Below are 26,280 nucleotides of genomic sequence, written 5' to 3' on the forward strand. Positions count from 1 at the left end.
GTATCACGGGTGTCAGAACAGCGAGTGAGCCGCGCTCAGCGTCAGCACACCCAACGGCGCCAGCATCACCCAGCCGATCGGCGAGACGAACACCGCCGCCGCCGCGATCAGGCCACCTTCGACGACATTCGGCTCTTTGTGATATTCAGGCGCCGGATCGTCGAAATACATCACCTTCACGATGCGAAGATAATAATAGGCCCCGATAACCGAGGCGAGGAAGCCGACCACGGCGAGCGGATACAGGCCCGCGCCGACCGCCGCGTTGAACACCGCCAGCTTGGCGTTGAAGCCCAGCAGTGGCGGAATACCCGCGAGCGAGAACATGAAGATCGCCATGGCCAGCGCCAGCAGCGGCCGGGTCTGCGACAGGCCGGACAGGCTGGAGATCGTCTCGACCGGTTCGCCGCTCGCATCGCGCATCTGCAGCACGACGATGAAGCTGCCCAAGGTCATCACGACATAGACGGTGAGGTAGAACAGCACCGAGGCGATCCCCGCCTCCGTCCCCGCCGCCAGACCGACGAGCACGAAGCCGACATTGTTGATCGACGAATAGGCCAGCAGCCGCTTGATATTGCTCTGCCCGATCGCCGCCACCGCGCCGAGGATGATCGACGCCAACGCCGCGAAGATCACGATCTGGCGCCACTGATCGGTCGCCGAGCCCATCGCCTCGATCGCGATGCGCACGGCAATGGCCATCGCCGCCACCTTCTGCGCGCTGGCGAAGAACGCGGTGACCGGGGTCGGCGCGCCTTCATACACGTCGGGCGTCCACATATGGAACGGCACCGCGGCCAGCTTGAAGGCGATGCCTGCGAACACGAACACCAGCCCGAAGGTCAGCCCGAGCGACTGGCCGCTGGTCGTATAGGCGGTGGCGATCTGGTCGAACGTGGTCGACCCACTGAAGCCGTAGATCAGCGAGATGCCGTACAGCAGGATGCCGCTGGCCAGCGCGCCGAGCACGAAATATTTGAGCCCCGCTTCGGCCGAGCGCGTATCCTGCCGCATGAAGCTCGCCAGCACATAGGCGGCCAGGCTCTGCAGCTCGAGCCCGACATACAGGGTCAGCAGATCGCTGGCCGAGGCCATCATGCCCATGCCAACGCAGGAGAGCAGGATCAGGACGGGATATTCCGGGCGCAGGTCATCGCCTGCGGTGCGCGCGAAGAAGCGTGGCGCGATCAGGATGGCAACGGCGCTGGTGGCATAGATCAGCACCTTGCAGAATGCCGCGAACGCATCCGCGCGGTACAGCCCGCCAAACGCCTCGCCACCGCTCGATGCCGGCCCGATCAGCGCGATGCCAGCGCCGATCAACACAGCGACGCTGGCCCAGGAGACGGCGCGCGTTACCGCCTGGCCGCCCCAGGCGGAAACCAGCATCAGCGCCAGCGCGCCCAACGACAGGACGATCTCCGGCAGCGTCATCAACAGATTGGCGGAAGTGGTCATTCGTGGCCCCCGGCATGCGCGGCTGCAGGAGCCGGTGCCTTGCCTACAGTTGGATTGGAATCGCTCGTCGGCGCAGCGCGGGCAACACGAGCGACAAGGCTCGCCACGTCGCCGCGCATCGGCGCCATAAAGCTTTCCGGATACACGCCCATCCACAGCACCACCGCCGCGATCGGCGCCAGCAGCGCGAATTCACGCAGCGAGATATCGGGCATCGCGCGGACATCGTCCTTGGTCAGCTCGCCAAACACGACGCGGCGATAGAGGTATAGCATATACGCCGCGCCCAAGATGATGCTCGTCGTACACAGGAGCGCCGCCCAGGTGGAGACCTGATACACGCCCATCAATGCGAGGAATTCCGCGACGAACCCGCTGGTCCCCGGCAGACCGATCGAGGCCATCGTGAACAGCAGGAAGAACAAGGCGTAACGCGGCATGTTGATCGCCAGCCCGCCGTAGCGGTCGATCTCGCGCGTGTGCAGCCGATCGTAGATCACCCCGACGCACAGGAACAACGCGCCCGATACCAGGCCGTGGCTCAGCATCATCATCATCGCGCCTTCGATGCCCTGCTGGTTGAACGCGAATAGCCCGATCGTCACGATCGCCATATGCGCGACCGAGGAATAAGCGATCAGCTTCTTCATGTCCGACTGCACCAGCGCCACCAGCGAGGTGTAGATCACGGCGACTGCCGACAGGCCGAGGATCAGCCAGGTCAGTTCGCCCGAGGCTTCCGGGAACATCGGCAGCGAGAAACGCAGGAAGCCGTAACCGCCGAGCTTCAAGAGCACACCGGCCAGGATGACCGAGCCCGCGGTCGGCGCCTGGACGTGCGCGTCGGGCAGCCAGGTATGCACCGGCCACATCGGCATCTTCACCGCGAACGAGGCGAAGAAGGCCAGCCACAGCCAGGTCTGCGCCTGCACCGGGAAGTCCGTGTTCATCAGCGTCGGAATGTCGCTGGTGCCGGCGTGGTGCACCATCCACAGCATCGCCACGAGCATCAGCACCGAGCCGAGCAGCGTATAGAGGAAGAATTTATACGAGGCGTAGATGCGGTTCACGCCGCCCCAGATGCCGATGATCAGATACATCGGGATCAGGCCGGCCTCGAAGAAGATGTAGAACAGGAAAAGATCCTGCGCCGCGAACGTGCCGATCATCAGCGTCTCGGTGACGAGGAACGCGGCCATATATTCCGGCACGCGCTTGGTGATCGATTGGCTCGCGCCGATGCAGATCGGCATCAGGAATACGCTGAGCATGATCAGCATCAGCGCGATACCGTCGATGCCGAGCTTCCAGCTGAACACACCGAGCGACCCGCCATCCTCGACGAACTGCCACTGCGCGCCACCGACGTCGAACTGCGCCCACAGCCCGATGCCGAGCACCAGATTGATCAGCGTCGCGGCGAAGGCCAGCCAGCGCGCGTTGGTCGCGCCAACGAACAGACACCCCACGGCGGCGATCGCCGGGATCGCCAGCATGACGGACAGGATCGGAAAGCCGCTCATAGCGCCACCCCCGTCACCCCAGCGAAAGCTGGGGTCTCAAGGGTGAGCGCGGGACAGGACCCGCATGAGATCCCAGCTTGCGCTGGGATGACGATATTTGGTGTAGCGCTCACTTCGAAATCGCCCAGGTAATCGCGGCGGTCAGGCCGATCAGCATCACGAACGCATAGCTATAAAGGTATCCCGTCTGGACCCGCGCGGTAACGCGCGTACCCTGCTGCACCAGCCAGGCCGAGCCATTGGGCCCGAACCGGTCGATCGTCTTCTCATCGCCGCGGTGCCAGAAGAACCGGCCGATGGCGAAGGCAGGACGGACAAACAGCAAGTGGTACAGCTCGTCGAAATACCATTTGTGCAGCAGGAAATCGTAGATCACGCTGAACTGCGTCGCCACCGTCTTGGGGAAGCCAGGATTGCGGATATAGGCCATCCACGCGGTCCAAAGTCCGAGCAGCATGGCGATCGTCGCCGACAGCTTGATGATCGTCGGCACGCCATGCATTTCGTGCATGAGATGCTCGCGAAACGCGATCGCGCCCTTCCAGTAGCGCTCGCCCGCCTCGGGCTCGATGAAGAAGCCGTGGAACGCGAAGCCGGCGGCGATCGCGCCAACCGACAGCACGATCAGTGGGATCAGCATCGGCAGCGGGCTCTCGTGCGGGTGATAGCCCCCCGTCCCCTCCGGCAGCGCGTGCGCATCGGCGGCGTGCGCGTCCGGCGCGTGGCCGGCATCTTCCGCCGCCGGATGCGCATCGTGCGCCGCGGCATGGTGATCGTCATGGCCATGGCCATGCGCGTCATGAATGGCGTGCTGGATATGCTCCGACTGCGCCCAGCGTGGAGCACCGTAGAAGGTCAGGAACATCAGACGCCACGAATAGAAGCTGGTCAGCAGCGCGACGAGCACGCCGACGAACCACACGCCCGGCTGGCCCGCGGCCCAGGCCGCCTCGATGATACCGTCCTTCGAATGGAAGCCGGCAAAGCCGATCGCCAGGGGATTGCCGAACACGCCCGGTAGGCCGACGCCGGTGATCGCCAGCGTGCCCATCATCATCGCCCAGAAGGTGATCGGAATGCTTTTGCGCAGGCCGCCATAGAATCGCATGTCCTGCTCGTGATGCATGGCATGGATCACCGAACCGGCGCCCAAGAACAGCAACGCCTTGAAGAAGGCATGCGTGAACAGGTGGAACATCGCTGCGCCGTAGGCGCCGATGCCGGCCGCGAAGAACATGTAGCCGAGCTGCGAGCAGGTCGAATAGGCGATCACGCGCTTGATATCGGTCTGCACCAAGCCGACGGTGGCGGCGAACAGGCACGTCGCCGCGCCGATCGTCGTCACCACGCCGAGGGCGACCGGCGACGTCTCGAACATCGGCGACAGGCGGCAGACCATGAACACGCCGGCGGTGACCATCGTCGCGGCATGGATCAGCGCCGACACCGGGGTCGGGCCTTCCATCGCGTCGGGCAGCCAGGTGTGCAGCCCGAGCTGCGCCGACTTGCCCATCGCGCCGACGAACAGCAGCAGGCACAGCACCGTCATCGTATCGAGCCGGTAGCCGAGGAAGCCGATCGTAGAGCCGGCCATGCCCGGCGCTGCAGCGAGGATCTCCGGAATGGAGACCGTACCGAACACCAGGAACGTGCCGAAAATGCCGAGCATGAAGCCGAGATCGCCGACGCGGTTGACCACGAACGCCTTGATCGCCGCGGCATTGGCGGAAGGTTTGCGGAACCAGAAACCGATCAGCAGGTACGAAGCGAGCCCCACGCCTTCCCAGCCGAAGAACATCTGCACCAGGTTGTTGGCGGTCACCAGCATGAGCATCGCGAAGGTGAACAGCGACAGATAGGCGAAGAAGCGCGGCTGGCTGTCGTCCTCTGCCATATAGCCCCAGCTATACAGGTGGACGAGCGCCGACACCGAGGTGATCACTACGAGCATCACCGCGGTCAGCGAATCCACCCGCAGCGCCCAGGACACGTCCATCGCGCCCGAATGGACGAAGTGCAGTACCTGCACGACCTGCGGCTCGGCGCTGCCGCCGATATAGGAGAAGAAAACCGGCCAGCTAAGCGCCGCCGAGGCGAACAATGCCGCCGTCGTGACGATCTTCGCCGGACCGTTGCCGATCGTGCGATTGCCGAACCCGGCGACGATGGCCGCGAGCAGCGGCAGGAATACGATAAGGAGGATCACCAAATCACCCCTTCATCCGATTGACGTCGTCGACCGAAATCGTCCCGCGTCCACGGAAATAGATTACCAGAATGGCCAGCCCGATCGCTGCCTCGCCCGCCGCGACGGTCAGCACGAACATCGCGAAGATCTGGCCGACCAGATCCTGCAGATAGCTCGAGAAGGCGACGAAATTGAGGTTCACGCTGAGCAGGATCAGCTCGACCGCCATCAGCATGACGATCAAATTCTTGCGGTTGGCGATGATGCCCACCACCCCCAGCGCGAACAGGATCGCCGCAACGACCAGGTAATGCGTCAGCCCAATCACAATTCGATCCCCTGCCCGACCACGGGCTGCGTGTTGCGCGTCGCATCCTGCGGCCGCCTGGCGACCTGGCGCGAGATATTCTGCCCGCGCACGCCGCCGCGCTCACGATGCGTCAGCACGATCGCGCCGATCATCGCTACCAGCAGCACGAGGCCCGCGCCCTCGAACACGAACAGATAGCGCGTATAAAGGAGCTGCCCGATCGCCGCGATGTTGGACACGACCGGATCGATCGGCGCCGCACGCCGCGCCAACTCGATCCCGCCCGCGCTCCACGCGCCGAACGCGATCATCACTTCGGCCGCCAGCGCGATGGCCAGTGCCAGCCCGATCGCGGCATAGCGCGCAAACCCCGCGCGCAGCTCGGCGAAATCGACGTTGAGCATCATCACCACGAACAGGAACAACACGGCGACCGCACCGACATAGACGATCACCAGCAGCATCGCGATGAACTCGGCACCGACCAGCACCATCAGCCCAGCGGCATTGAAGAAAGCCAGGATCAGCCACAGCACGGCATGCACCGGGTTGCGCGACGTGATGGTCAACGCACCCGATACGATCACCATCGCGGCGAAGAGATAGAAGGCAATGGCCTGGATCATGCCGCGCGTGCCCCGTCCTTAGCCGTCGCCCCAGCGAAAGCTGGGGTCTCAAGCCGCAAGGGAGCGCCCTGCAATGAAGAGATCCCAGCCTTCGCTGGGATGACGGTGTGGAAATGATTCATCGCGGTCCCTGCGTTCACGGCGCGCTTAACGGTACGGTGCATCGGCGGCAAGGTTCGCAGCGATGGCGCGTTCCCAGCGATCGCCGTTGGCGAGCAATTTCGCCTTGTCGTAGATCAGCTCTTCGCGCGTTTCCGTCGCATATTCGAGGTTCGGCCCTTCGACCACCGCATCGACCGGGCATGCTTCCTGGCACAGGCCGCAGAAGATGCACTTGGTCATATCGATATCGTAGCGCGTCGTGCGGCGGCTGCCATCGTCGCGCGGCTCGGCCTCGATCGTGATCGCTTGGGCTGGGCACACTGCCTCGCACAATTTGCATGCGATGCAGCGCTCTTCACCATTGGGATAGCGGCGCAGCACATGCTCGCCGCGGAAGCGCGGGGAGAGCGGGTTCTTCTCGAACGGATAGTTGATCGTCGCCTTCGCCTTGAAGAAGTATTTCAAGGTCAAAGCATGCGCCTTGACGAACTCCCACAGCGTAAACGCCTTGATATATTGAGCGACGCTCACGGGCGCTTCTCCGAAATGACCTTGTCACGGCACACGCCGTCGGTCGGGTAAACGGGGCGCTGCGCCTGATACAGAGCGGTCGCAGTGCCATATTGCTTCAGATAGACGCGCTCGGAGGCGTCGCACTCGGTGCCCACCCGGGTCAGCATCAGGAAGCCTGACACCAGGAACACCCAGAACAGCGAGACCGGCAGGAATACCTTCCAGCCCAGCCGCATCAACTGATCGTAGCGATAACGCGGCACGGTCGCCTTCACCCAGCTGAACAGGAAGAAGAAGAACAGCATCTTGGCGAACAGCCAGATGATCCCCGGCACCCAGTACAGCGGCGCCCAATCGAACGGCGGCAGATACCCGCCCCAGAACAGGATCGCGTTCAGCGCGCACATCAGGATGACGTTGGCATATTCGCCCAGCCAGAACAGTGCGAACGACATCGACGAATATTCGGTCTGGTACCCAGCGACGAGTTCGCTCTCCGCCTCGGTCAGATCGAACGGCGCACGCTGCGTTTCGGCCAGCGACGAGATGAAAAACATGATCGCCATCGGGAACAGCAAAGGATTGAAGATGAACCCGTTGACCGGCAGCCACGGATAGATCGCGCGCTGCGCATTGACGATGTCCGACAGGTTGAAGCTGCCGCTCCACAGCACCACCGAGATCAGGATGAAGCCGATCGCGACCTCATAGCTGACCATCTGCGCCGCGGCGCGGATCGCCGAGAAAAACGGGTATTTAGAGTTGGACGACCAGCCCGCCAGGATGATGCCGTACACCCCCAGCGACGAGGCCGCGAGCACGTAGAGCAACCCGACATTAATGTCAGCCAGCACCACGCCAACGTCGAACGGCACGACCGCCCACACGATCAGCGCGACCGTGAATGTGATGATTGGAGCGAGGAGAAACAGGCCCTTATTCGCCGCCGTCGGCACGATGGTTTCCTGCAGGAACACCTTCAGGCCATCGGCGAAGCTCTGCAATAGCCCAAACGGCCCGACCACGTTGGGCCCGCGACGCAGCGCCATCGCCGCCCAGATCTTGCGGTCGGCATAAATGATCATGGCGACGGCCAGCATCAGCGGCAGCGCGATGACCAGGATGCCGATGATCGTGGAAAGGAACCACGCCCAGCCGTAATCCATGCCGTGGGAAGTGAAGAAAGCGGTCATTCCGCGGCCTCTGCAAATTCCTGGCCATGGACCAGTTCGGCCGAGCAACGCTGCATCGTCGGGCTCGCCCGGCAGATCGCGTTGGTCAGGTAGAAATCCTTGATCGGATAGCCGGTGATCGTGCCCGAGCCGGTCGCATCGAGCGCCGGCGGGTTCCACGCGAATGTCTTGAGCCCCAGGCTACCGAGTTCCGGCACGGCCGCGCCCATCGCCGCGCGCAGCTCGTCGATCGTGTCGAACGGCAGCGTCTGGCCCAGCACGGCGGACAAGGCGCGCAGGATCGTCCAGTCCTCGCGTGCATCGCCCGGCGGGAACACGGCACGCTCGCCGCGCTGCACGCGCCCTTCGAGATTGACCCAGGTGCCAGATTTCTCGGCATAGCTGGCGCCCGGCAGGATCACGTCGGCATGCCGCGCGCCGGCATCGCCATGATGCCCGATATAGACCTTGAAGCTATCGGCGAACGCGCCGTAATCGAGTTCGTCCGCGCCAAGGAAGAAAGCCAGCTTCGGCTTGGCCGCGGCGAGAGCGGCGATCCCGCCCGGCTGCGCCCAGCCGAGCATCAGCCCGCCCATGCGCGATGCCGCCATGTGCACCACATTGAAGCCATTCCAGCCGTCGCGCACCAGATTGAGCGACCCGGCCAGCGCCAAAGTCGCGCCCTGCCCGCCCTTCAGCGCCGCGCCACCGACGATCACCATCGGCTTGGCCGCGCCGTTGAAAGCCTCGCGCGCCGCCTGCGGCAGATCGCCGAGTAGCGCCAGATCGTCGCCGAGCCATTCGACGCGGTACGTCAGATCCGTCTCCGGCCCGATCGCGAACACTTTCGCGCCCTTCTTGATCGCCTTGCGAACGCGCGTATTCACCAACGGCGCTTCCCAGCGCAGATTGGTGCCGACCAGCAGGATCACATCGGCCTCTTCGGTCCCGGCGATCGTGGTGTTGAAGTTGACCGCCGCCAGCGAGGTGGCGTCGTAATCCATCCCCGTCTGCCGGCCCTCGATCAGCGTCGAGCCCATCGACGAAAGCAGCATCTTGGCGGCAAACAGCGTCTCGCAATCGACCAGATCGCCATGCACGGCAGCGACGCTGTCCCCGGCATCGACCGCGGCGATGGCGCGGAACGCATCGTCCCAGCTCGCCTTCTGCAGCTTGCCGTTCACCCGCACATACGGCGCATCGAGCCGCCCACGCACCAGGCCGTCGACCGCATGCCGCGTCTTGTCGCTGGCCCACTCCTCGTTGACGTCCTCGTTGATCACGGGGAGCGCGCGCAGCACCTGACGACCGCGGCTGTCGAGCCGGATGTTAGTGCCTACCGCATCCATCACGTCGATCGACAGCGTCTTCTTGAGCTCCCAAGGCCGCGCCTCGAACGAATACGGCTTCGAGGTCAGTGCGCCCACCGGGCACAGATCGACCACGTTGCCGGAAAGCTCGCTGGTCACCGCGCCTTCGAGATACGAGGTGATCTGCATATCCTCGCCACGCCCGATCGCGCCGATCTCCTCGACGCCGGCGACTTCCTCGGCAAAACGGATGCAGCGCGTGCACTGGATGCACCGCGTCATCACCGTCTTGACGATCGGCCCCATATATTTCTCGGTAACCGCGCGCTTGTTCTCGTCATAGCGCGACTGGCCACGGCCATAGGCCACCGACTGGTCCTGCAGATCGCATTCGCCACCCTGATCGCAGATCGGGCAATCCAGCGGATGGTTGATCAGCAGGAATTCCATCACGCCTTCGCGTGCATTCTTCACCATCGGCGAATTGGTGAACACTTCCTGATTGTCCGCCGCCGGCAGCGCGCACGACGCCTGCGGCTTGGGCGGGCCAGGCTTCACTTCGACCAGGCACATGCGGCAATTGCCGGCGATGCTGAGCCGCTCGTGATAGCAGAAACGCGGGATTTCCTTGCCGGCGATCTCGCACGCCTGCAGCACCGTGGCGCCGGCGGGCACGTCGACCTCGACACCGTCTACTTTGAGTTTTGGCATTTCAGTGTTCCGTATCGCGCAGCCCGATACGCTCCTCGATCCGGTCAACCCGGACCTTGAGGTGCGCTACATCGGCTTGAATGCTGTAAAGCGTGGTCAACGTACCACGGAAATGGTCCTCGAGCGCCGAAATGCGCATCGACTGAACAGCCAGCTCATGCTTCATCTCAGCGAAATCGCTCTGCATCTTTTTCAGGATTTCGAGGATCAGGTCGCCCTGTTCGATCGTCACTCCGCAGCCTCCATCATCGGGCTTAGCCCACCGCCGTTCTTCTCGGTGATGCGCCGCTCCATCTCGGGGCGGAAATGCTTGATCAGGCCTTGAATCGGCCAGGCCGCGGCATCGCCGAGCGCACAGATCGTGTGCCCTTCGACCTGCTTGGTCACCTGATACAGCGTGTCGATCTCGGAAATGTCGGCGTCGCCGGTGCGCATCCGCTCCATCACGCGCCACATCCAGCCGGTGCCTTCGCGGCACGGCGTGCACTGGCCGCAGCTCTCATGCTTGTAGAAATAGCTGAGACGCGAGATCGCGCGGACGATGTCGGTCGACTTGTCCATCACGATCACCGCCGCGGTGCCGAGGCCCGAGCCGAGCGCTTTCAGACCGTCGAAATCCATCGGCGCGTCCATGATCTCCTTGGCCGGCACCAATGGCACCGAGGAGCCGCCGGGGATCACCGCGAGCAGATTGTCCCAGCCGCCGCGAATGCCGCCGCAATGCACTTCGATCAGTTCGCGGAACGAGATGCTCATCGCCTCTTCGACGACGCACGGCTTGTTCACATGGCCGCTGATCTGGAACAGCTTGGTGCCTTCGTTCTTCTCGCGGCCGAAGCTCGCAAACCATTCCGGCGAGCGGCGTAGGATCGTCGGCACCACCGCAATCGATTCGACATTGTTGACCGTCGTCGGGCAGCCATAGAGGCCAGCACCCGCCGGGAACGGCGGCTTCAGCCGCGGCTGGCCCTTCTTGCCCTCGAGGCTCTCGAGCATCGCGGTCTCTTCGCCGCAGATATACGCGCCCGCACCGCGGTGCACGAACACGTCGAAATCATAGCCCGAGCCGCAAGCGTTCTTGCCGATCAGCCCGGCGTCATACGCCTCGGCCACCGCCGCGAACAACGTCTCGGCCTCGCGGATATATTCGCCGCGAATGTAGATATACGCGGCGCGCGCGCGCATCGCGAAGCCCGCAATCAGCGCGCCCTCGATCAGCTTGTGCGGATCGTGGCGGATGATCTCGCGATCCTTGCATGAACCGGGTTCGGATTCATCGGCATTGATGACCAGGAAGTTCGGCCGGTCAGCCTTGGGTTCCTTGGGCATGAAGCTCCACTTCATACCGGTCGGGAAGCCCGCCCCGCCACGCCCGCGCAGACCCGATGCCTTCACCTTGTCGATGATGCCGTCCTGCCCGAGCACCATCAGGTCCTTGGTCTTGTCCCAATCGCCACGCGCCATCGCGGCCTGCAGGTTCCACGGTTGGAACCCGTAAACGTTGGTGAAAATACGATCTTTATCAGCGAGCATTTACTTGCCGCCTCCCAGAAGCTTCCGGCCACCGGCCAGCACGGCAACGACGATCGCCACGCCGATGGCGAGGCCCAGCAATTTGAAGCTAATTTTTAGCACCCAGCCGAGCACGACGATCCCGCCAATGATCGCAAGCAGGGTCACGAGCGTATTTTTGCTCATGCCCACTCGCCCCGATAATCGTGGTTCTCGTCGACCATCGCCTTCAATGCCACCGGCCCACCGGCCGGCTCGCTTGACTTGCGCCCGATCGTCGATCCAGGCGTCGGCATCTGCCCGGCGGCCAGCGCCTCGAGGATCGCGGTGGTACGATCGTAATCGAGATCCTCGAAATTATCGTCGTTGATCTGCACCATCGGCGCGTTGGCGCAAGTGCCCAGGCACTCGACCTCGGTTAGCGTGAACAGGCCATCGGGCGTGGTCTTGCCCTTGATCAGCCCGTGATTCTTGCACGCCGCCATCACGTCGTCGCTGCCGCCCAGCATGCACGGCGTCGTGCCGCATACCTGGACGTGATAGCGGCCGACCGGCGCCATGTTGAACATCGTGTAGAAGGTCGCGACTTCGTACACGCGCATGTACGGCTGGCCAATCACGCGCGCGACGAACTCGATCACCGGCACCGGCAACCACCCTTGCGTCTGCGTCTCGGCGCCGACCTGCCGCTGCGCCAGATCGAGCAGCGGCAGCGAGGCGGATTGCTCACGCCCCTTGGGATAGCGACCGAGAATCTCGTTCGCTTTCTTCTGATTGTCCTCGGTCCAGGCAAACGCGCCCCAGCGCGCGCGGGTCTCGGCTTCGTCGGGGATTTGGGCTGCTTCAGTCATTAGCGGATGAACTCCACGCGATCGACCTTATCGCCGACGAACGAGTAAATGGACATGTCTTCAAACTGCTCGCCGCCGGGCCCGCGCGACACGTTTTCGTGCAGCAACACCGTGTCGCCGAGCAGTTTCGCGCTCAAGATTTCGGCGCGGTTCTCGGGAAACTGCGCGAACATCGTCTTCAGGCCGGCGCGAACGCCTTCCTTGCCTTCACGCACGACAGCGCCGCGATAGGTCGCCTCACACGCCGCATCGGTCATCAGCGCGACATAGCCGTCGGCGTCCTGCGCGTTGTACAGCGCGATCATGCGCTCCGCGGTGTCGATCTTGCTCACCGGTCGCACTCCCCGAACACGATATCCATCGCGCCGAGAATGGCGGTCGTGTCGGCGAGCATGTGCCCCTTGGCCATGAAGTCCATCGCCTGGAGATGGCTGAACGCGGTAGGGCGGATCTTGCAGCGATACGGCTTGTTCGAGCCGTCGGCGACGAGATACACGCCGAACTCGCCCTTGGGGCTTTCGGTGGCAACATAGACGTCGCCCGCCGGCACATGGAAGCCCTCGGTGTACAGCTTGAAGTGATGGATCAGCGCTTCCATCGATCGCTTCATCTCGCCGCGCTTGGGCGGCACGACCTTGCGATCGAGCGACGAAATCGGCCCCTCGGGCATCTCGCTCAAACATTGCTTCATGATCCGCGCCGACTGCTTCACTTCCTCGACGCGCACCATGAACCGGTCATAGCAATCGCCGCGCGTGCCGACCGGCACGTCGAAGTCCATCTTGGCATAGGCATCGTAGGGCTGCGACTTGCGCAGATCCCAGGCGATGCCCGAACCACGGATCATCGGCCCCGAAAAGCCCCATTTGATCGCGTCGTCACGGCTGACCACGCCGATATCGACGTTGCGCTGCTTGAAGATGCGATTGTCGGCGACAAGCGAAATGGCATCGTCGAACAGCCGCGGCAGGCGCGTGTCCAGCCAGTCGCCGATATCGGTCAGCAGCTTCAACGGCACGTCCTGGTGCACGCCGCCGGGCCGGAAGTACGCCGCATGCATGCGCGCGCCGCTGGCCCGCTCATAGAAGCCCATCGTGTCTTCGCGCAGCTCGAACAGCCACAGGTTCGGTGTCATCGCACCGACATCCATCACATGCGATCCAAGGTTGAGCAGATGGTTCATGATCCGCGTCAGTTCGGCGAAGAACACCCGCAAATATTGCGCACGGATCGGCACTTCCAGATCAAGCAGCTTCTCGACCGCCAGCACATAGGTATGCTCCATGCACATCGGCGAGCAGTAATCGAGCCGATCGAAATAGGGCAACGCCTGCAGGTACGTCTTGTACTCGATCAGCTTCTCGGTGCCGCGGTGCAGCAGCCCGACATGGGGGTCGACCCGCTCGACAATCTCGCCGTCCAGCTCCATCACCAGTCGCAACACGCCGTGCGCGGCCGGATGCTGGGGACCGAAATTGATCGTGTAGTTCTGGATCTCGACGTCGCCCACGGTGGGGTCGGCGGCATCCATGCGGCGCTCGACGGCTTCGAGATGATCGCTCACTGGTTCTGTCCCTTGCCGGCGGTCGGCACGACGTCCGCATCGGCCGGCTTGTCCTTGGCCAAATTGCCCGCATCCTTGTCGCCAGCGCCGGTCTCCGCCCGGCTCTCGGCGGTCTTGCCATACGGCTCGCTTGGTGCGCGCGCCGGCGCGGTCGCGCTCTGCGCCGCATCGGCCTTGACGATGTCGTCCGCCTTTAAGGGCGTCGGCGCACCCTTGGCTTCGGGCAAGGCCGCCTTCTCGTCACCCGGCAGCGTATATTCGGCGCCTTCCCATGGCGACTGGAAATCGAACGTGCGGAAATCCTGCGCCAGCTTGACCGGCTCGTACACCACACGCTTGGCTTCTTCCGAGTAGCGCAGCTCGACGAATCCCGAGAGCGGGAAATCCTTGCGCTGCGGATGGCCGCGGAAACCGTAATCGGTCAGGATGCGACGCAGATCCGCATTGCCCGAGAACAGCACGCCATACATGTCGTACACTTCGCGCTCGAGCCAGCCCGCCACCGGCCAGATGCCCGTCACCGATGGCACCGGGTTTTCCTCGTCGGCCCGGACATGCACGCGAAGGCGATGGTTGCGCGTCAACGACAGCAGGCAATAGACCACTTCGAAGCGCTCGCCGCCACGATCGGGATAATCGACGCCGGCAATTTCCATCAATTGTTGATATTCCAGCCCCGGCGTATCGCGCAGCGCGATCATCGTCTGGACCAGGCTGCTCCGATCGACCGTCAACGCCACTTCGCCGACGGCATCGCGCGACGCCAGCAAGCTGCCGCCCAACGCCGCCGTCGCCGCATCGATCACGCCATCATTGGCGGCATAAGCTGGTGCGGGCGCCCTCACCGTTCGATCGTCCCGACGCGGCGGATCTTCCGCTGCAGCTGCATGATGCCATACAGCAATGCCTCCGCGGTCGGCGGGCAACCCGGCACATAGATATCGACCGGCACAACCCGATCGCACCCGCGCACCACGCTGTAGCTGTAATGATAATAGCCGCCGCCATTGGCGCACGAGCCCATCGAGATGACGTATTTCGGCTCCGACATCTGGTCATAAACCTTGCGCAACGCCGGGGCCATCTTGTTGCACAGCGTGCCCGCGACGATCATCACATCCGATTGGCGCGGGCTCGCGCGCGGCGCGGCGCCGAAGCGCTCGAGATCGTAGCGCGGCATGTTCACGTGAATCATCTCGACCGCGCAGCAGGCGAGCCCGAAAGTCATCCACCACAGCGAACCGGTGCGAGCCCACTGGAACAGCTCCTCGGTCGACGTGACCAGGAAGCCCTTGTCGTTCAGCTCGCCATTGATGTCGTTAAGGAAAGCGACGTCGGGCAGCGTACCGGCAGCGACAGGCGCTGACGGATGCGTGAGTTCTACTCCCATTCGAGCGCTCCCTTCTTCCAGGCATAGACAAGGCCGAGCGCCAATTCGGCGATGAAGATCATCATCGAGAACCACGCCGTCCAGCCGAGCGTGAACACGCTGACCGCCCAGGGATAGAGGAACGCCGCCTCCAGATCGAAGATGATGAACAGGATGGCGACGAGATAGAAGCGCACGTCGAACTGGCTCCGGCTGTCCTCGAACGCCGGGAAGCCGCATTCATATTCGGTGAGCTTCTCTGCGGTCGGCTTGTGGCTGCCAGTGAAGCGCGACGCGATCATCGGCAGGAACACGAACGCGCTCGACAGCACCAGGGCGACGCCCAGGAACAGCAGAATCGGGAGGTATTGCGACAGGTCGACCAAGGTTATCTCGCATGTGCGAAGTGGAAGCCCGCGCTTTAGGCGCATGGCCGGAAGCGGGCAAGGCTTGGGGGGTGTGAGAATGACTCGCAAGTCGTCTCCTCCCCGGTACGGGGAGGTGGCAGCCTGAAAGGCTGACGGAGGGGGTGCGCCGGCAACGCACTCTGTCGTTGCGAAGCGCCTGCTCGTAGCGCACCGTTGCCGGCCCGCCCCCTCCGTCACGCTACGCGTGACACCTCCCCGTGCCGGGGAGGAGGGACATCAACGCAACGCGTTCGCCACTAGCTTATGCATTTTCGATTGCAGCACGTCGTTCGCCGCCAGCACTTCCTTGCGCGCGATCATCTGATCGCCGCCACGGTAATCCGTGACGAAGCCGCCGGCTTCCTTGATCAGCAAAATGCCCGCCGCCACGTCCCACGCTTTGAGATCCGATTCCCAAAAACCGTCGAACCGGCCAGCCGCGACCCAAGCCAGATCGAGCGACGCCGCGCCAAAGCGGCGAATACCCGCCACTTCCGGCGCGATCGCCCCGAAAATGCGGCTCCACTGCCCGAAATTGCCATGTCCCAGAAACGGGATGCCGGTGGCGATCAGCGCATCCGCCATATCGCGCCGCGCCGACACGCGCAGCCGCTCGGACTGGACCCAGGCGCCCTTGCCCTTTTCGGCCCAGAAGCTCTCGTCGGTCAGCGGCTGATAGACCAACGCCGCAGTTACCTCGCGCTTGCCATTGGCCAAGGTCTCCTCGACCGCGATCGAGATGGCGAAATGCGGGATGCCGTGCAGAAAGTTCGACGTGCCATCCAGCGGATCGACGATGAAACGGGGCTTATTGGGATCGCCGGCCACTTCGCCGCGCTCCTCCATCAGGAAGCCCCAATCGGGGCGCCCGTGCGAGAGTTCCTCGAACAGGGTCTGCTCGGCGCGCTGATCGGCGATCGACACGAAGTCGGCCGGCCCCTTGCGGCTGACCTGCAGTTGCTGCACCTCGTTGAAATCACGACGCAGCCGTGGCCCCGCCTTGCGCGCCGCGCGGTCCATGACCGTCATCAAACCGGAATGGGAAACCATAATAAAACTCCTCCCCTCCCGCAAGCGGGAGGGGAGTAGCAGGCTAGTCCGCCCGCTTCACATAGGTCTGCTCGTACACATCGACCACGATCCGCGTGCCTGCGCCGATATGCGGCGGCACCATCACGCGCACGCCATTCTCCAGGATTGCCGGCTTGAACGACGACGACGCCGTCTGCCCCTTCACCACCGCGTCGGCCTCGACGATCAACGCTTCGATCGTGTCGGGCAGCTGCACCGAGATTGGGCGCTCTTCCCACAATTCCATGACCACATCCATGCCGTCCTGCAGGAACGCCGCGGCGTCACCAAGGATGCCGGCGTCGAGCGTGATCTGCTCGTAATTGATCTTGTCCATGAAGGTCAGCGTGTCGCCTTCGCGGAACAGATATTGGAAATCGACCGTGTCCAGCCGCACGCGCTCGACGCTTTCGGCGGAGCGGAAGCGGACGTTGGTCTTCCGCCCGTCGATCAGGTTCTTCATCTCGACCTGCATATAGGCCCCGCCCTTGCCCGGTTGGGTATGCTGGATCTTGACGGTCTTCCAGATGCCGCCTTCATACTCGAGAATGTTGCCGGGACGAATTTCGACCGCATTGATCTTCATGGGAAACCTGTAGCTGGAAAGAGCGAAGCGGGGGCCTTAGCGGGAACCCGGCTTTCCGGCAAGGTACGGGTAAGGATCGACCGGCCGCCCCTCATACCAATGTTGCTCCGGCGCGGTGCGGGTCAGCCCGAAATGCAGGTGATAATTGCCCGCGCCGGCATTGCCGGTATCCCCAACGAAGCCAATCAGATCGCCGACCCTTACCGCCTGCCCTTCGTGCAGCCCCGGCGCGTAACCGCTAAGATGCGCATAATAATAGGTCCAGCGGCGCTGCGGTGAGCGGACGTACACAGTCGTCCCGCCTGCCGCGCTGTTCCACAACTTCTCCACGGTCCCGGGCGCCGCGGCCACCACTGGCGTGTTCGCTGGCGCGATGATGTCATTGCCGTGATGTTCGCGTAGGCCGTTTTCGCGCGGATCGCCCCAGCTATCGGTCACTGCCGAGCGCGAGATCCCCGCAACAGGCATGGCCAACGGGGCGCCGCCGACCTTCATCTTAGCGTTAACCACCTGCGGCGACGGCTTTACCGCCCGCCCGCCCGGGGCGTCGGGCAGAAACACCAGCATGGCAACCCAGATGCCGATGACCAGCACCGCCCCACCCAACAGGACCAGCCCAAATTTTCGCATGATTACCCCCCGGCGCGACCTTATTCCTGAAATACCGCGGGCGTGCCCGGCTTGACCATCATCGACAGCCGCGCCGCATCCCAATTGGTCAGCCGGATGCACCCATGGCTTTCCGCGCGCGCGATCGTCTCGGGCGACGGGGTGCCGTGGATGCCGTAATGTGGCTTCGATAGATCGAGCCAGATCACGCCTACTGGCCCGTTCGGCCCGGGCGGCAGCTTGGCTGCCTTGGAATCGTCCTTGGCGTCCCAGAACAAGTCGGGATTATAGTGGAACGGCGGATTGTACGACGCGCCCTTGATCGTCCATTTTCCGATCGGCAGCGGATCATGCTCGCTGCCCATCGTGGCCATGAATTGCGCGACCAATTTGCCGTCCTTGTCGAGCACACGCAGCACTTCGTCCGACTTATCGACCACCACCTTCACGCCCTGCGGTTGCGTGGCGTCGACATTGAGATCGGCGAGCGTTTTGCGCCACGCCTCGGGCAACTTGGCGTCATAGTCGCGCGATGCTGGCAGCGCATTGGGGAACACCACCTTGGTGCCCGGTGCCAGCCGCGTATCCGCGCTGTTCAACTCGACTAGCACCTCGGGGCGGGTGTGGAACATTTCGGCCAGCTTCTCCATCGCATTGCGATAGCCGAGTTGCGGCAGTTTGGCCTGTTCGGCCGGGTCCTTCGGCAGCGGATTGGTATATGGCCCTGCCAATATTGCCTCGGTCAGCGCCAGCATCTTGGTCGGGCGCAGCGCGCGATAGGGATACAATGCCTGCAGCGTCGGCTTGTCGATCGCTCCGGTCTTCTTCAGCCCGCGTGATTCCTGAAAACCCTTGAGCGCTGCGGTGAGCGACTTGCCGGATCGACCGTCCAACACGCCAGGCGAGAACCCGAGATGGTCGAGGATTACCTGAACGTGCAGCGTAGAGCGATCGAGGCCGACCGGCGCAGCTTTTGTTCCCTGCGCCAATGCCGGGATAGGACCAAGCGAGGCAACCGCCAGACAGACTGCGACCACAACCGTTTTCCTCACCAATTCAAACTCCTACATATATTCCTATGCAGACAACGATAAACGAGCGGCTTGTTTCCCAGCCGTCACGATTACCGCAGCTTTCTCGCCGCAGCCTGATCGGTGGTGCCGCGCTTGGCGGCGTTGCCGCGATGATGCCGCTCTCCGCCATGGCCGCCGGGAGCGAATGGCGCCTGGCGATCCGCAACGTCCATAATAACGAAACGGTCGACGCTGTGTTCGCCCGCTCCGGCCAGTTCGTGCCCTCTGGCCTGGCGGAACTCAACCACGGTTTGCGCGACTGGCGTACCGGCGAAGCCATCCAAATGGACCGCCGCCTGCTGGCCCTGCTGGTGCGACTGCGCGAAAAACTTGACCTATCCGGCCGCAGCAAGATCGAACTGATCTCCGGCTATCGCTCGCCCCATACCAATGCCGCGCTGCGCGCGCGTGGCGGTGCCCATACCGGCGTGGCGAGCACCAGCCAGCATATGCTCGGCAAAGCGACCGATATCGTGGTCCCCGGCGTCACGCTCGACAAACTGCGCGGCGCCGCACTGGCGCTCGGCGGCGGCGGCGTCGGCTATTATCCGCGCGACGGCTTCGTCCATGTGGATACCGGCCGCGTACGCCAGTGGTGAGTGGTCAGGGGTATTCCTGACGGACGTGCAAAACAGCAAGGATCACCACGCTGTCCTTCGCGATCCGATAGACGATAACGTAATGGGGTGAATCACCGCCTCGCGCGTGTCCGGCAAACGCCCTGGCCGGTACATTTGCCGGTGGGCGCTGAGAAATTCACAGTGCGCATGGTAGCAGCTTGTAGCGCATTGGCAGCATGCGATGGTGGTCGGAAATATAATCTAAAAACCGGCGCAGGTTTGAGCGGGCCTTAGCCCGCCAGACGAGACGCATCGCTTTTACTATCAATAAGCGCCCGCATTTCCGCCATCGCCTCATCATGAGGGATGTCTGGCTCATCGCAATTGATCGCCGCCTGCACTTTCGCGCGAAACCAGACGTCATACGCCTCGGCTTCCTCGGTAGAGCCAAATTCGGATACGATCGGCGAAAGCTTTGGCGCGCCTTTGTTAAACCGGACCAGCCGACCAATCTCTAGCCGACTTTGGGCCGCGCCATCACCTCGGCGAACGCGCGCACCGCCGCCGCTTCGTCCCCGCCCCAAACCGCGTTAGATGCCGCCAGGAAATCCGCCCCCGCCGCTACCAACGGTGCGGCATTGGCCGGGGTGATCCCGCCGATCGCTACGCACGGTATCTCGAACACCGTCGACCACCAGCTCAACAGCACCGGCTCGGCGACATGCTCGACCGTCTTGGTCATGGTCGGATAGAAGGCCCCGAACGCAACATAGTCCGCCCCGCCCTCGCCCGCTTCCATCGCCAGATGGCGGCTGTCATGGCAGGTCACCCCGACCTGCGCGGTCGGGCCGAGCTGATCGCGCGCCTCGCGCGGGTCGCCATCGCCCTGCCCCAGGTGCACGCCGTCCGCGCCCAGCCGTTTGGCCAGCGCGATGCTGTCATTGACGATGAACGCCACATCCGCATCGGCGCAAATGCGCTGCAGCGGTTCGGCCAAAGCCGCCGCGACATGCTGGTCCACGTCCTTCACGCGAAACTGGAACGCGGCCACCGGCCCCGCCTCCAGCGCGCTTTTCAAGCGATCGGGAAACGTCCCGCTCACGTCGAGTGGCGAGACCAAATACAGCTGGCAGGCCGGCCGTCTGATATCGCGCGTGAACTGCGCGGCGAAATTGGGGTCTAGCGGGCCGAGCGGGTCAATATCCATCCCCGCGCGATAGCGCCGCGATCGCGGCATGGAAAGCCGCCGGATCATCAAGCTTGTGCGCCACCGCGTGCACCTGCCGTCCGCGCCGCAGCGCGATCGGCGTCTTCAGGTCGATCACCACGTTGGGCCACGCGACCAACGCCAAATTCAGCAAGCGCCGATCCTTGATCGCCGCCGCATCCCAACTCCCCCGCAGGCCGGCAATCTGCTCGACCGGCACGGCGATCGACTGCAGATAGCCGGCATGCAGCGTCAGAATGCCATCGCGGATGGTCACCGGCCGACGTTTGAACGAGCGCAGCAGCCACACCAGCGCGACCACCGCCGATAGGTCGATCGCCCCATTGATCAGCGCCGCCCAGGGCCCAAGCCACGCCACGACGACGAGATGCACGACCAGCATCTCGACGATCGCCAACCCCAGCAATACGCCCATCATCGGCCCAAGGCTACGATGATAGGCGAACTGCATAGGCGTCCGTTACTCTTCGTTCTTGTAGATCGCGATGATCCGCTCGAGCATCGCCAGCGCTTCGTCGCGCGGGCGCTGGAACGTGTTGCGGCCGATGATCGAGCCGTTGCCCCCGCCATCACGAATGTCGCGCGCATCCTGGTACACCGCGTCGACGCCCTTCGAGGCGCCGCCCGAAAACACCACGATGCGCCGCCCGGCAAAGCTCGACTGGACCACGTGGCGCACACGGTCCGACTGCTTGGACCAGTCGGTGCCCTCGTACATCGGCTTGGCGTCCTTCTGCTCGATATGGTCGCTCGGCAGCTTCACCTTGATGATATGTGCGCCGAGCAACGCCGCCATGTGTGCAGCATAAGCGCCGACATCCAGCGCCAGCTCGCCGGACTTGGGCAGCATGCCACCGCGCGGATACGACCAGATCACCGTCGCGATGCCGACCGACTTGGCCTCGGCGGACATTTCGCGGATCTGCCCGATCATGTCGAACAGATCGTCCGATCCCGGATAGATGGTGAAGCCGATCGCCGCGCAGCCGAGCCGAACGGCATCCTCGACCGATCCGGTCACCGCCTGGTTGGCGCCTTGCGCCCAGCTGTTCGAGCTGTTGACCTTCAGGATCGTCGGGATCTGCCCGGCAAAGGTTGCGGCCCCCGCCTCGATCATGCCGAGCGGCGCGGCAAACGCGCTGAGCCCAGCATCGATCGCCAGCTGGTAATGGTAATGCGGGTCATAGGCCGCCGGGTTGACCGAGAAGCTGCGCGCCGGGCCGTGTTCGAAGCCCTGGTCGACCGGGAGGATCACCAGCTTGCCGGTGCCGCCCAGTTTCCCCTGCATCAGGATGCGGGCGAGATTGGTCTTGGTGGCGGGCGAATCAGATTCGTATTTGTCGAGAATGGCCTGGACTTGCGGCGTCATTTTAATCTCCTTAGCGCTGTTTCAAAGTGCCAACCAGCGCCGCAGCGCCTGATCGACTTGTTCCATGGTCGTGGCCGGGGCGTACCCCAGTAGCTTGACGATCCGTTCACGGCGCAACGACTGCACCTTGTCGATCTGCGCCTCGCTTTCGCCGGCAAGGCCGGTAGCCTCAGACGGGGCAAACGGTACGCGAAACAGCGTTTCGCCACCGACATTGCTGGTCATCGGGCACAGGGTTACGGAAGCGTGCGTCTCGTTGAATATATCGGATTGAACTATGAGGAAGGGCCGCGGCTTGCGCGAGTATTCGCCTGGGCCAGCGGCGAGCACGATCGCACCCCGCCTCAGCTCCACGCACCGTCCTCGCCTTCGACAGCTTCCAAAAACGCCCAGTCCGCACCGTCGTCTCGCGCTGCTGCGCGCGACGACTGGCGACGCGCTTCCGCGCGATAGGCCTCATCATGCAATTCGACGTAGCGGCGCACCGCATCACGCGCGATATCGCTCTTGCTGCGCCCCTGCGTGCGCGCCACCGCCGTCAGGCGCTGTTCCAGATCGGTATCGAGGCGAACGCCCAGCATGACCATGCTCCGTTTAACACGTTTAACATAGCAAGCTGGGCGCTGTTAATCAACGCGTCAACGCGGTCACACCCGGCAAATCCTTGCCTTCCATCCATTCCAGGAACGCGCCGCCCGCCGTTGACACGAAAGTGAAGTCGTCTCCCGCCCCGGCCTGGTTCAGCGCCGCAACGGTATCACCGCCGCCCGCCACCGAGACCAACGAACCATCGCGCGTCAGCGCCGCCGCCGTCTTGGCCAGCGCCACCGTCGCGGCATCGAACGGCGGCGTCTCGAACGCCCCCAAAGGCCCGTTCCACACGAGGGTGCGGCAATTCTTCAGCACATCGCCCAGCGCCTCGACCGCCGCTGGCCCCACATCCAGGATCATCTCGTCCGCCGCCACCTCGTGCACGTTGCAGGTCCGCAAGCTCGGTGGATTGGCGGCAAAATCCTTCGACACCACCACGTCATAGGGCAGATGGATGGTGCAATTGGCGCGCTCGGCGGCATCGAAAATCTCGTCTGCGGTGCCGGTAAGATCATGCTCGCACAGGCTCTTGCCGACATTCACGCCGCGCGCAGCGAGAAACGTGTTGGCCATGCCGCCGCCGATGATCAGGTGATCCACCTTGGTCACCAGATGCTTGAGCACGTCGAGCTTGGACGACACCTTGGCGCCCCCGACCACGGCGGCGACCGGATGCTCGGGATTGCCCAGCGCCTTGTCCAGCGCGTCAAGCTCCGCCTCCATCGCCCGCCCGGCAAAGGCCGGCAGCACATGCGCCAGCCCCTCGGTGGAAACGTGCGCGCGGTGGGCGGCGGAGAAGGCGTCGTTGACGTAAAAATCGCCAAGTTCGGCAATCTTTGCAATGAGTTCGGGATCGTTCTGCTCTTCGCCAACAAAGAAGCGCGTATTTTCCAGGATCGCTACATCGCCCGGCTGCATCATCGCCGCGGCCTCGCCCGCGCCGTCCCAATCGACGAACCGCACCGGCCGCCCAAGTACCGCCTCGTACGGCCGTGTCACGAGCGCTAGCGACATGTCCGGATTGCGCATCCCCTTGGGTCGCCCGAAATGCGCCAGGATCAGTACGATCGCACCCCGATCGGCGAGTTCGCTGATCGTCGGCAAGGTCGCGCGCAGCCGCGTATCGTCGCTCACCGCACCGTCGCTCATCGGGACGTTGAGATCCTCGCGCACAAGCACGCGTTTGCCCCGCACATCGCCCATATCGTCGAGCGTTTTGAACGTTCTATTGGTCATGTCTCGATCCTGATCGTATCGCCGACGGCGATCGTGCCGCCCTGTATCACCATTGTGCACACGCCGCCGCGCCAATCGGGCAGCAACGCCGCCTCGAGCCCCGGTGCCAATGCCTCCATCCGCTCGCACGGATCGGTTTCGCGAGTCACTTCCAACACCACGTCGCTGCCGATGCGCAGCCGCACGCCTTTGGTCTGCGGCAAATCCAGTCTATCGACCAACAGGTTCGAGCGCCGCTCTTGCCACGGAATGTCCGCACCCACCTCGGCCAAGGCGGCGTCCCAGTCGCCGCGCTCTAGCAACGTCACCTGCCGCCGGTGCGGCTTGCCCTTCATCGCCCCGCGATAATCGCCGCTGATCCCGCCCTCGAGCGTGACGAGGACGTGATCGACGGTTTCCATCGCCGCCTTGGGCCGACCATGTCGCGCGATTCCGCCGAGCACCCCAACCTTGTCGTCACCCCAGCGCAAGCTGGAGTCTCCCTGCGGCGAGCGCTCCGGCCCGAACGGGGAGATGCCAGCATCCGCTGGCATGACGACATGCTTCATCAGATGAACTTGCCCATCGCCCCGGCGGTATCGATCATGCGGTTCGAGAAGCCCCATTCGTTATCGTACCAGCTCAGCACGCGCACCAGCTTGCCGTCGATCACTGCGGTCTCCAAGCTGTCGACGGTCGAGCTTGCCGGCGTGTGCATCAGATCGATCGAGACCAACGGCTCGTCGGTATAGGCCAGGATGCCCTTCAGCGGCCCGCTCTCCGACGCCGCCTTCAGTACGGCATTGACCTCTTCCACCGTCGTGTCGCGCGCCGGCGTGAAGGTCAGGTCGATCAGCGACACGTCCGGCACCGGCACGCGGATCGCCGACCCGTCCAGCTTGCCCTTCAACTCTGGCAACACTTCCGCCACGGCGCGCGCCGCGCCGGTCGTCGTCGGGATCATCGACATGGCCGCTGCCCGCGCGCGCCGCAGATCGGGATGGATCTGGTCGAGGATCTTCTGGTCGTTGGTATAAGCGTGGACGGTGGTCATCAGCCCGCGCTCGATGCCGATCGCATCGTTGAGCACCTTGGCCACCGGCGCCAGGCAGTTGGTCGTGCACGAGGCATTCGAGACGATGTTGTGGCCGGCCTCGAGCTTGTCGTGGTTGACGCCGTACACCACGGTCAGATCGACACCCTTGCCCGGGGCCGAGATCAGCACCTTCTTGGCGCCGGCATCGAGATGCTTCTGGCAGCTCTCGCGATCGGTGAAGAAGCCGGTGCATTCCAGCACGATGTCGACGCCCAGTTCGGCATGCGGCAGGTTGGCCGGGTCGCGCTCGGCGGTCACGCGGATGCGCTTGCCATCGACCACCAGGTCATTGCCCTCGGCCGAGACCTGGCCCGGATATTTGCCGTGCACGCTGTCCCGGCTGAACAGCCACGCATTCGACTTGGCATCGGCCAGGTCGTTGATCGCAACCAGCTCCAGTCCCGTATCGCCGCGTTCCAGCACCGCGCGGGCGACAAGCCGACCGATCCGCCCGAACCCGTTGATCGCTACCTTGATCGTCATGCTATTCTCCTGGCTGTCGGCCGTCCGGGCCGGCGTGTCGAAGCCACAGGCATCAACCTCCGACAAGAGGCGAACGGCGGCGGCGGTTGAAAGGAACTGGCCACGGACGGGCCTATCGTCGGAATCTCCACCGGCTGGTCGCGGGGATCCGTCCCCACGGGGTCAATGTGCGCGGTCTTTGCGGTGGACCGGCCGCTGCGTCAACCGGGCTGCGGCAAATCCGTGTTGTCGCCCTGTCCAACCATGCTATCCGCTTGCCCATGCCCGACACCCCCATCGACCGGATCGACGCCGCGATCGCCCGGATTGCGGCCGCCGTCGCGCGCCGCGCGCAAGCCAGCGAAGCGCTAACCAACCGCCACGCCGCACTACGCACCCGCATGACCGAAGCCGTCGCCGCGCTTGACGAGGTCATCGCCCGCGGAAAGTCCGAATAATGGCCGAGGTTACGCTTACCATCGGCGATCGCCGCCACATCGTCGCGTGCCGCGATGGCGAGGAGGATCAGTTGCGCCGCCTCGGTGAGATGCTCGACGCCCGCTGGCCGGCCGCGGCGCGCGCGGCAGGCGGCATGAACGGCGAACGCACCATGCTGCTCGTCGCCCTGATGCTGGCCGACTCGCTGGACGAGGCCGAACGGCGCCCCGCCGCGGATGCCGCCGGCGACCTGCTAGAAAAGCTCGCCGATCGCCTCGAAGCGCTCGCCGAGAGTATTGAGAAATAGCGTGAACCACGCTATATACATCGGTGGCGGGCACTGCCCGGTACGAGCCTTACCGA

The 26,280-nt window shown here is 63.8% G+C and carries 34 protein-coding genes; 3 read left to right on the forward strand and 31 right to left on the reverse strand.

Features of this window, described 5'->3' with window-relative positions; translation table 11 throughout:
* Positions 1–12: 12 nt before the first annotated feature.
* From nuoN to U1739_RS04375, 21 genes are all read right to left on the reverse strand, one after another.
* Positions 13–1,461 carry an NADH-quinone oxidoreductase subunit NuoN gene (gene nuoN / locus U1739_RS04275; protein ID WP_332704318.1) on the reverse strand — a complete coding sequence of 483 codons (1,449 nt, stop codon included), beginning with the start codon at positions 1,459–1,461 and terminating at the stop codon, positions 13–15.
* Complete coding sequence (locus U1739_RS04280) at positions 1,458–2,984, reverse strand: NADH-quinone oxidoreductase subunit M (protein WP_332704320.1); 1,527 nt, start codon at positions 2,982–2,984, stop codon at positions 1,458–1,460. The genes nuoN and U1739_RS04280 overlap by 4 nt, the downstream gene beginning before the upstream one ends.
* Before the next feature lie 109 nt (positions 2,985–3,093).
* Positions 3,094–5,190, reverse strand: coding sequence for an NADH-quinone oxidoreductase subunit L (nuoL, locus tag U1739_RS04285; RefSeq protein ID WP_332704322.1), 2,097 nt, complete (start codon positions 5,188–5,190; stop codon positions 3,094–3,096).
* Between the two features lie 4 nt (positions 5,191–5,194).
* The gene (nuoK, locus tag U1739_RS04290; RefSeq protein WP_332704324.1) at positions 5,195–5,500 is read right to left on the reverse strand and encodes an NADH-quinone oxidoreductase subunit NuoK; all 306 of its coding nucleotides are present in this window, start codon (positions 5,498–5,500) and stop codon (positions 5,195–5,197) included.
* Positions 5,497–6,108, reverse strand: a complete 612-nt coding sequence (locus tag U1739_RS04295) for an NADH-quinone oxidoreductase subunit J (RefSeq protein ID WP_332704326.1) — start codon at positions 6,106–6,108, stop codon at positions 5,497–5,499. Before U1739_RS04295 ends, nuoK begins: the two co-directional genes overlap by 4 nt.
* A 147-nt stretch (positions 6,109–6,255) precedes the next feature.
* The gene (gene nuoI / locus U1739_RS04300; RefSeq protein ID WP_332704328.1) at positions 6,256–6,741 is read right to left on the reverse strand and encodes an NADH-quinone oxidoreductase subunit NuoI; all 486 of its coding nucleotides are present in this window, start codon (positions 6,739–6,741) and stop codon (positions 6,256–6,258) included.
* Entirely contained in the window at positions 6,738–7,916 is a 1,179-nt protein-coding gene (gene nuoH, locus U1739_RS04305; RefSeq protein WP_332704330.1) for an NADH-quinone oxidoreductase subunit NuoH, read from the reverse strand. The genes nuoI and nuoH overlap by 4 nt, the downstream gene beginning before the upstream one ends.
* Positions 7,913–9,916 carry an NADH-quinone oxidoreductase subunit NuoG gene (gene nuoG, locus U1739_RS04310; protein WP_332704332.1) on the reverse strand — a complete coding sequence of 668 codons (2,004 nt, stop codon included), beginning with the start codon at positions 9,914–9,916 and terminating at the stop codon, positions 7,913–7,915. Before nuoG ends, nuoH begins: the two co-directional genes overlap by 4 nt.
* Position 9,917: 1 nt before the next feature.
* Positions 9,918–10,148 (reverse strand): hypothetical protein, encoded by a 231-nt coding sequence (locus U1739_RS04315; RefSeq protein ID WP_332704334.1) that lies wholly within the window; start codon positions 10,146–10,148, stop codon positions 9,918–9,920.
* Positions 10,145–11,449: an NADH-quinone oxidoreductase subunit NuoF gene (gene nuoF / locus U1739_RS04320; protein ID WP_332704336.1), complete on the reverse strand. Its 1,305-nt coding sequence runs from the start codon at positions 11,447–11,449 to the stop codon at positions 10,145–10,147. Before nuoF ends, U1739_RS04315 begins: the two co-directional genes overlap by 4 nt.
* Entirely contained in the window at positions 11,450–11,614 is a 165-nt protein-coding gene (locus U1739_RS04325) for a hypothetical protein (RefSeq protein ID WP_332704338.1), read from the reverse strand.
* Positions 11,611–12,279 (reverse strand): complex I 24 kDa subunit family protein, encoded by a 669-nt coding sequence (locus U1739_RS04330; protein ID WP_332704340.1) that lies wholly within the window; start codon positions 12,277–12,279, stop codon positions 11,611–11,613. Before U1739_RS04330 ends, U1739_RS04325 begins: the two co-directional genes overlap by 4 nt.
* Positions 12,279–12,584, reverse strand: coding sequence for a nuclear transport factor 2 family protein (locus U1739_RS04335; protein WP_332704869.1), 306 nt, complete (start codon positions 12,582–12,584; stop codon positions 12,279–12,281). The genes U1739_RS04330 and U1739_RS04335 overlap by 1 nt, the downstream gene beginning before the upstream one ends.
* 23 nt (positions 12,585–12,607) lie before the next feature.
* The gene (locus U1739_RS04340; RefSeq protein WP_332704871.1) at positions 12,608–13,810 is read right to left on the reverse strand and encodes an NADH-quinone oxidoreductase subunit D; all 1,203 of its coding nucleotides are present in this window, start codon (positions 13,808–13,810) and stop codon (positions 12,608–12,610) included.
* 29 nt (positions 13,811–13,839) lie between these two features.
* Positions 13,840–14,688: an NADH-quinone oxidoreductase subunit C gene (locus U1739_RS04345; RefSeq protein ID WP_332704343.1), complete on the reverse strand. Its 849-nt coding sequence runs from the start codon at positions 14,686–14,688 to the stop codon at positions 13,840–13,842.
* A complete protein-coding gene (locus U1739_RS04350) occupies positions 14,685–15,233 on the reverse strand; it encodes a NuoB/complex I 20 kDa subunit family protein (protein WP_332704345.1) in 549 nt (182 codons plus the stop codon). Before U1739_RS04350 ends, U1739_RS04345 begins: the two co-directional genes overlap by 4 nt.
* The gene (locus U1739_RS04355) at positions 15,224–15,598 is read right to left on the reverse strand and encodes an NADH-quinone oxidoreductase subunit A (protein WP_332704347.1); all 375 of its coding nucleotides are present in this window, start codon (positions 15,596–15,598) and stop codon (positions 15,224–15,226) included. The genes U1739_RS04350 and U1739_RS04355 overlap by 10 nt, the downstream gene beginning before the upstream one ends.
* Positions 15,599–15,856: 258 nt before the next feature.
* The gene (locus U1739_RS04360) at positions 15,857–16,669 is read right to left on the reverse strand and encodes an inositol monophosphatase family protein (RefSeq protein ID WP_332704349.1); all 813 of its coding nucleotides are present in this window, start codon (positions 16,667–16,669) and stop codon (positions 15,857–15,859) included.
* A gap of 43 nt (positions 16,670–16,712) precedes the next feature.
* Positions 16,713–17,276: an elongation factor P gene (gene efp / locus U1739_RS04365; RefSeq protein ID WP_332704352.1), complete on the reverse strand. Its 564-nt coding sequence runs from the start codon at positions 17,274–17,276 to the stop codon at positions 16,713–16,715.
* Positions 17,277–17,312: 36 nt separating this feature from the next.
* Positions 17,313–17,906 (reverse strand): M23 family metallopeptidase, encoded by a 594-nt coding sequence (locus tag U1739_RS04370; protein WP_332704354.1) that lies wholly within the window; start codon positions 17,904–17,906, stop codon positions 17,313–17,315.
* Positions 17,907–17,926: 20 nt separating this feature from the next.
* Entirely contained in the window at positions 17,927–18,922 is a 996-nt protein-coding gene (locus U1739_RS04375; RefSeq protein WP_443025486.1) for a L,D-transpeptidase family protein, read from the reverse strand.
* A gap of 41 nt (positions 18,923–18,963) precedes the next feature.
* Between U1739_RS04375 and U1739_RS04380 the strand changes: the two genes are divergently transcribed.
* Entirely contained in the window at positions 18,964–19,557 is a 594-nt protein-coding gene (locus U1739_RS04380) for a peptidoglycan L,D-endopeptidase MepK (RefSeq protein ID WP_332704356.1), read from the forward strand.
* A gap of 4 nt (positions 19,558–19,561) precedes the next feature.
* Here the strand turns inward: U1739_RS04380 and U1739_RS21115 are convergent, their stop codons facing one another.
* The 10 genes from U1739_RS21115 to gap form a co-directional block, all read right to left on the reverse strand.
* Positions 19,562–19,714, reverse strand: coding sequence for a type II toxin-antitoxin system RelE/ParE family toxin (locus U1739_RS21115; protein WP_443025503.1), 153 nt, complete (start codon positions 19,712–19,714; stop codon positions 19,562–19,564).
* Between the two features lie 94 nt (positions 19,715–19,808).
* Positions 19,809–20,021 carry a type II toxin-antitoxin system RelB family antitoxin gene (gene relB, locus U1739_RS04385; protein ID WP_443025504.1) on the reverse strand — a complete coding sequence of 71 codons (213 nt, stop codon included), beginning with the start codon at positions 20,019–20,021 and terminating at the stop codon, positions 19,809–19,811.
* Positions 20,022–20,032: 11 nt separating this feature from the next.
* Positions 20,033–20,725, reverse strand: a complete 693-nt coding sequence (gene thiE / locus U1739_RS04390) for a thiamine phosphate synthase (protein ID WP_332704360.1) — start codon at positions 20,723–20,725, stop codon at positions 20,033–20,035.
* Entirely contained in the window at positions 20,715–21,197 is a 483-nt protein-coding gene (locus U1739_RS04395; protein WP_332704362.1) for a hypothetical protein, read from the reverse strand. Before U1739_RS04395 ends, thiE begins: the two co-directional genes overlap by 11 nt.
* Before the next feature lie 9 nt (positions 21,198–21,206).
* Entirely contained in the window at positions 21,207–22,115 is a 909-nt protein-coding gene (locus tag U1739_RS04400) for a class I fructose-bisphosphate aldolase (RefSeq protein ID WP_332704364.1), read from the reverse strand.
* Positions 22,116–22,136: 21 nt separating this feature from the next.
* Positions 22,137–22,469: a type II toxin-antitoxin system PemK/MazF family toxin gene (locus U1739_RS04405; RefSeq protein ID WP_332704365.1), complete on the reverse strand. Its 333-nt coding sequence runs from the start codon at positions 22,467–22,469 to the stop codon at positions 22,137–22,139.
* Positions 22,460–22,696 carry a ribbon-helix-helix protein, CopG family gene (locus tag U1739_RS04410; RefSeq protein ID WP_332704367.1) on the reverse strand — a complete coding sequence of 79 codons (237 nt, stop codon included), beginning with the start codon at positions 22,694–22,696 and terminating at the stop codon, positions 22,460–22,462. The genes U1739_RS04405 and U1739_RS04410 overlap by 10 nt, the downstream gene beginning before the upstream one ends.
* Before the next feature lie 49 nt (positions 22,697–22,745).
* Positions 22,746–23,942, reverse strand: coding sequence for a phosphoglycerate kinase (locus U1739_RS04415; protein WP_332704369.1), 1,197 nt, complete (start codon positions 23,940–23,942; stop codon positions 22,746–22,748).
* Positions 23,939–24,475, reverse strand: coding sequence for an MOSC domain-containing protein (locus U1739_RS04420; RefSeq protein WP_443025487.1), 537 nt, complete (start codon positions 24,473–24,475; stop codon positions 23,939–23,941). The genes U1739_RS04415 and U1739_RS04420 overlap by 4 nt, the downstream gene beginning before the upstream one ends.
* 14 nt (positions 24,476–24,489) lie before the next feature.
* The gene (gene gap / locus U1739_RS04425; RefSeq protein WP_332704372.1) at positions 24,490–25,500 is read right to left on the reverse strand and encodes a type I glyceraldehyde-3-phosphate dehydrogenase; all 1,011 of its coding nucleotides are present in this window, start codon (positions 25,498–25,500) and stop codon (positions 24,490–24,492) included.
* Positions 25,501–25,754: 254 nt separating this feature from the next.
* Here gap and U1739_RS04430 point away from each other — a divergent pair, with 254 nt between their 5' ends.
* Together U1739_RS04430 and U1739_RS04435 are read left to right on the forward strand one after the other, a co-directional pair.
* Positions 25,755–25,937 (forward strand): hypothetical protein, encoded by a 183-nt coding sequence (locus tag U1739_RS04430; RefSeq protein ID WP_332704902.1) that lies wholly within the window; start codon positions 25,755–25,757, stop codon positions 25,935–25,937.
* Positions 25,937–26,224 carry a cell division protein ZapA gene (locus U1739_RS04435; protein WP_332704374.1) on the forward strand — a complete coding sequence of 96 codons (288 nt, stop codon included), beginning with the start codon at positions 25,937–25,939 and terminating at the stop codon, positions 26,222–26,224. The genes U1739_RS04430 and U1739_RS04435 overlap by 1 nt, the downstream gene beginning before the upstream one ends.
* Positions 26,225–26,280: the final 56 nt, after the last annotated feature.

This window comes from Parasphingomonas puruogangriensis (assembly GCF_036663635.1).
Lineage (GTDB): Bacteria > Pseudomonadota > Alphaproteobacteria > Sphingomonadales > Sphingomonadaceae > Sphingomonas.

Bases quoted from the DNA above. Each gene is read 5' to 3' on its own strand.
- nuoN (WP_332704318.1), bottom strand. From the start codon at position 1,461: ATGACCACTTCCGCCAATCTGTTGATGACGCTGCCGGAGATCGTCCTG.
- U1739_RS04280 (WP_332704320.1), bottom strand. From the start codon at position 2,984: ATGAGCGGCTTTCCGATCCTGTCCGTCATGCTGGCGATCCCGGCGATC.
- U1739_RS04295 (WP_332704326.1), bottom strand. From the start codon at position 6,108: ATGATCCAGGCCATTGCCTTCTATCTCTTCGCCGCGATGGTGATCGTA.
- nuoH (WP_332704330.1), bottom strand. From the start codon at position 7,916: ATGACCGCTTTCTTCACTTCCCACGGCATGGATTACGGCTGGGCGTGG.
- nuoG (WP_332704332.1), bottom strand. From the start codon at position 9,916: ATGCCAAAACTCAAAGTAGACGGTGTCGAGGTCGACGTGCCCGCCGGC.
- nuoF (WP_332704336.1), bottom strand. From the start codon at position 11,449: ATGCTCGCTGATAAAGATCGTATTTTCACCAACGTTTACGGGTTCCAA.
- U1739_RS04325 (WP_332704338.1), bottom strand. From the start codon at position 11,614: ATGAGCAAAAATACGCTCGTGACCCTGCTTGCGATCATTGGCGGGATC.
- U1739_RS04330 (WP_332704340.1), bottom strand. From the start codon at position 12,279: ATGACTGAAGCAGCCCAAATCCCCGACGAAGCCGAGACCCGCGCGCGC.
- U1739_RS04335 (WP_332704869.1), bottom strand. From the start codon at position 12,584: ATGATCGCGCTGTACAACGCGCAGGACGCCGACGGCTATGTCGCGCTG.
- U1739_RS04340 (WP_332704871.1), bottom strand. From the start codon at position 13,810: ATGGATGCCGCCGACCCCACCGTGGGCGACGTCGAGATCCAGAACTAC.
- U1739_RS04350 (WP_332704345.1), bottom strand. From the start codon at position 15,233: ATGGGAGTAGAACTCACGCATCCGTCAGCGCCTGTCGCTGCCGGTACG.
- U1739_RS04360 (WP_332704349.1), bottom strand. From the start codon at position 16,669: ATGGTTTCCCATTCCGGTTTGATGACGGTCATGGACCGCGCGGCGCGC.
- efp (WP_332704352.1), bottom strand. From the start codon at position 17,276: ATGAAGATCAATGCGGTCGAAATTCGTCCCGGCAACATTCTCGAGTAT.
- U1739_RS04370 (WP_332704354.1), bottom strand. From the start codon at position 17,906: ATGCGAAAATTTGGGCTGGTCCTGTTGGGTGGGGCGGTGCTGGTCATC.
- U1739_RS04380 (WP_332704356.1), top strand. From the start codon at position 18,964: ATGCAGACAACGATAAACGAGCGGCTTGTTTCCCAGCCGTCACGATTA.
- thiE (WP_332704360.1), bottom strand. From the start codon at position 20,725: ATGGATATTGACCCGCTCGGCCCGCTAGACCCCAATTTCGCCGCGCAG.
- U1739_RS04395 (WP_332704362.1), bottom strand. From the start codon at position 21,197: ATGCAGTTCGCCTATCATCGTAGCCTTGGGCCGATGATGGGCGTATTG.
- U1739_RS04400 (WP_332704364.1), bottom strand. From the start codon at position 22,115: ATGACGCCGCAAGTCCAGGCCATTCTCGACAAATACGAATCTGATTCG.
- U1739_RS04410 (WP_332704367.1), bottom strand. From the start codon at position 22,696: ATGCTGGGCGTTCGCCTCGATACCGATCTGGAACAGCGCCTGACGGCG.
- U1739_RS04415 (WP_332704369.1), bottom strand. From the start codon at position 23,942: ATGACCAATAGAACGTTCAAAACGCTCGACGATATGGGCGATGTGCGG.
- U1739_RS04420 (WP_443025487.1), bottom strand. From the start codon at position 24,475: ATGCCAGCGGATGCTGGCATCTCCCCGTTCGGGCCGGAGCGCTCGCCG.
- gap (WP_332704372.1), bottom strand. From the start codon at position 25,500: ATGACGATCAAGGTAGCGATCAACGGGTTCGGGCGGATCGGTCGGCTT.
- U1739_RS04435 (WP_332704374.1), top strand. From the start codon at position 25,937: ATGGCCGAGGTTACGCTTACCATCGGCGATCGCCGCCACATCGTCGCG.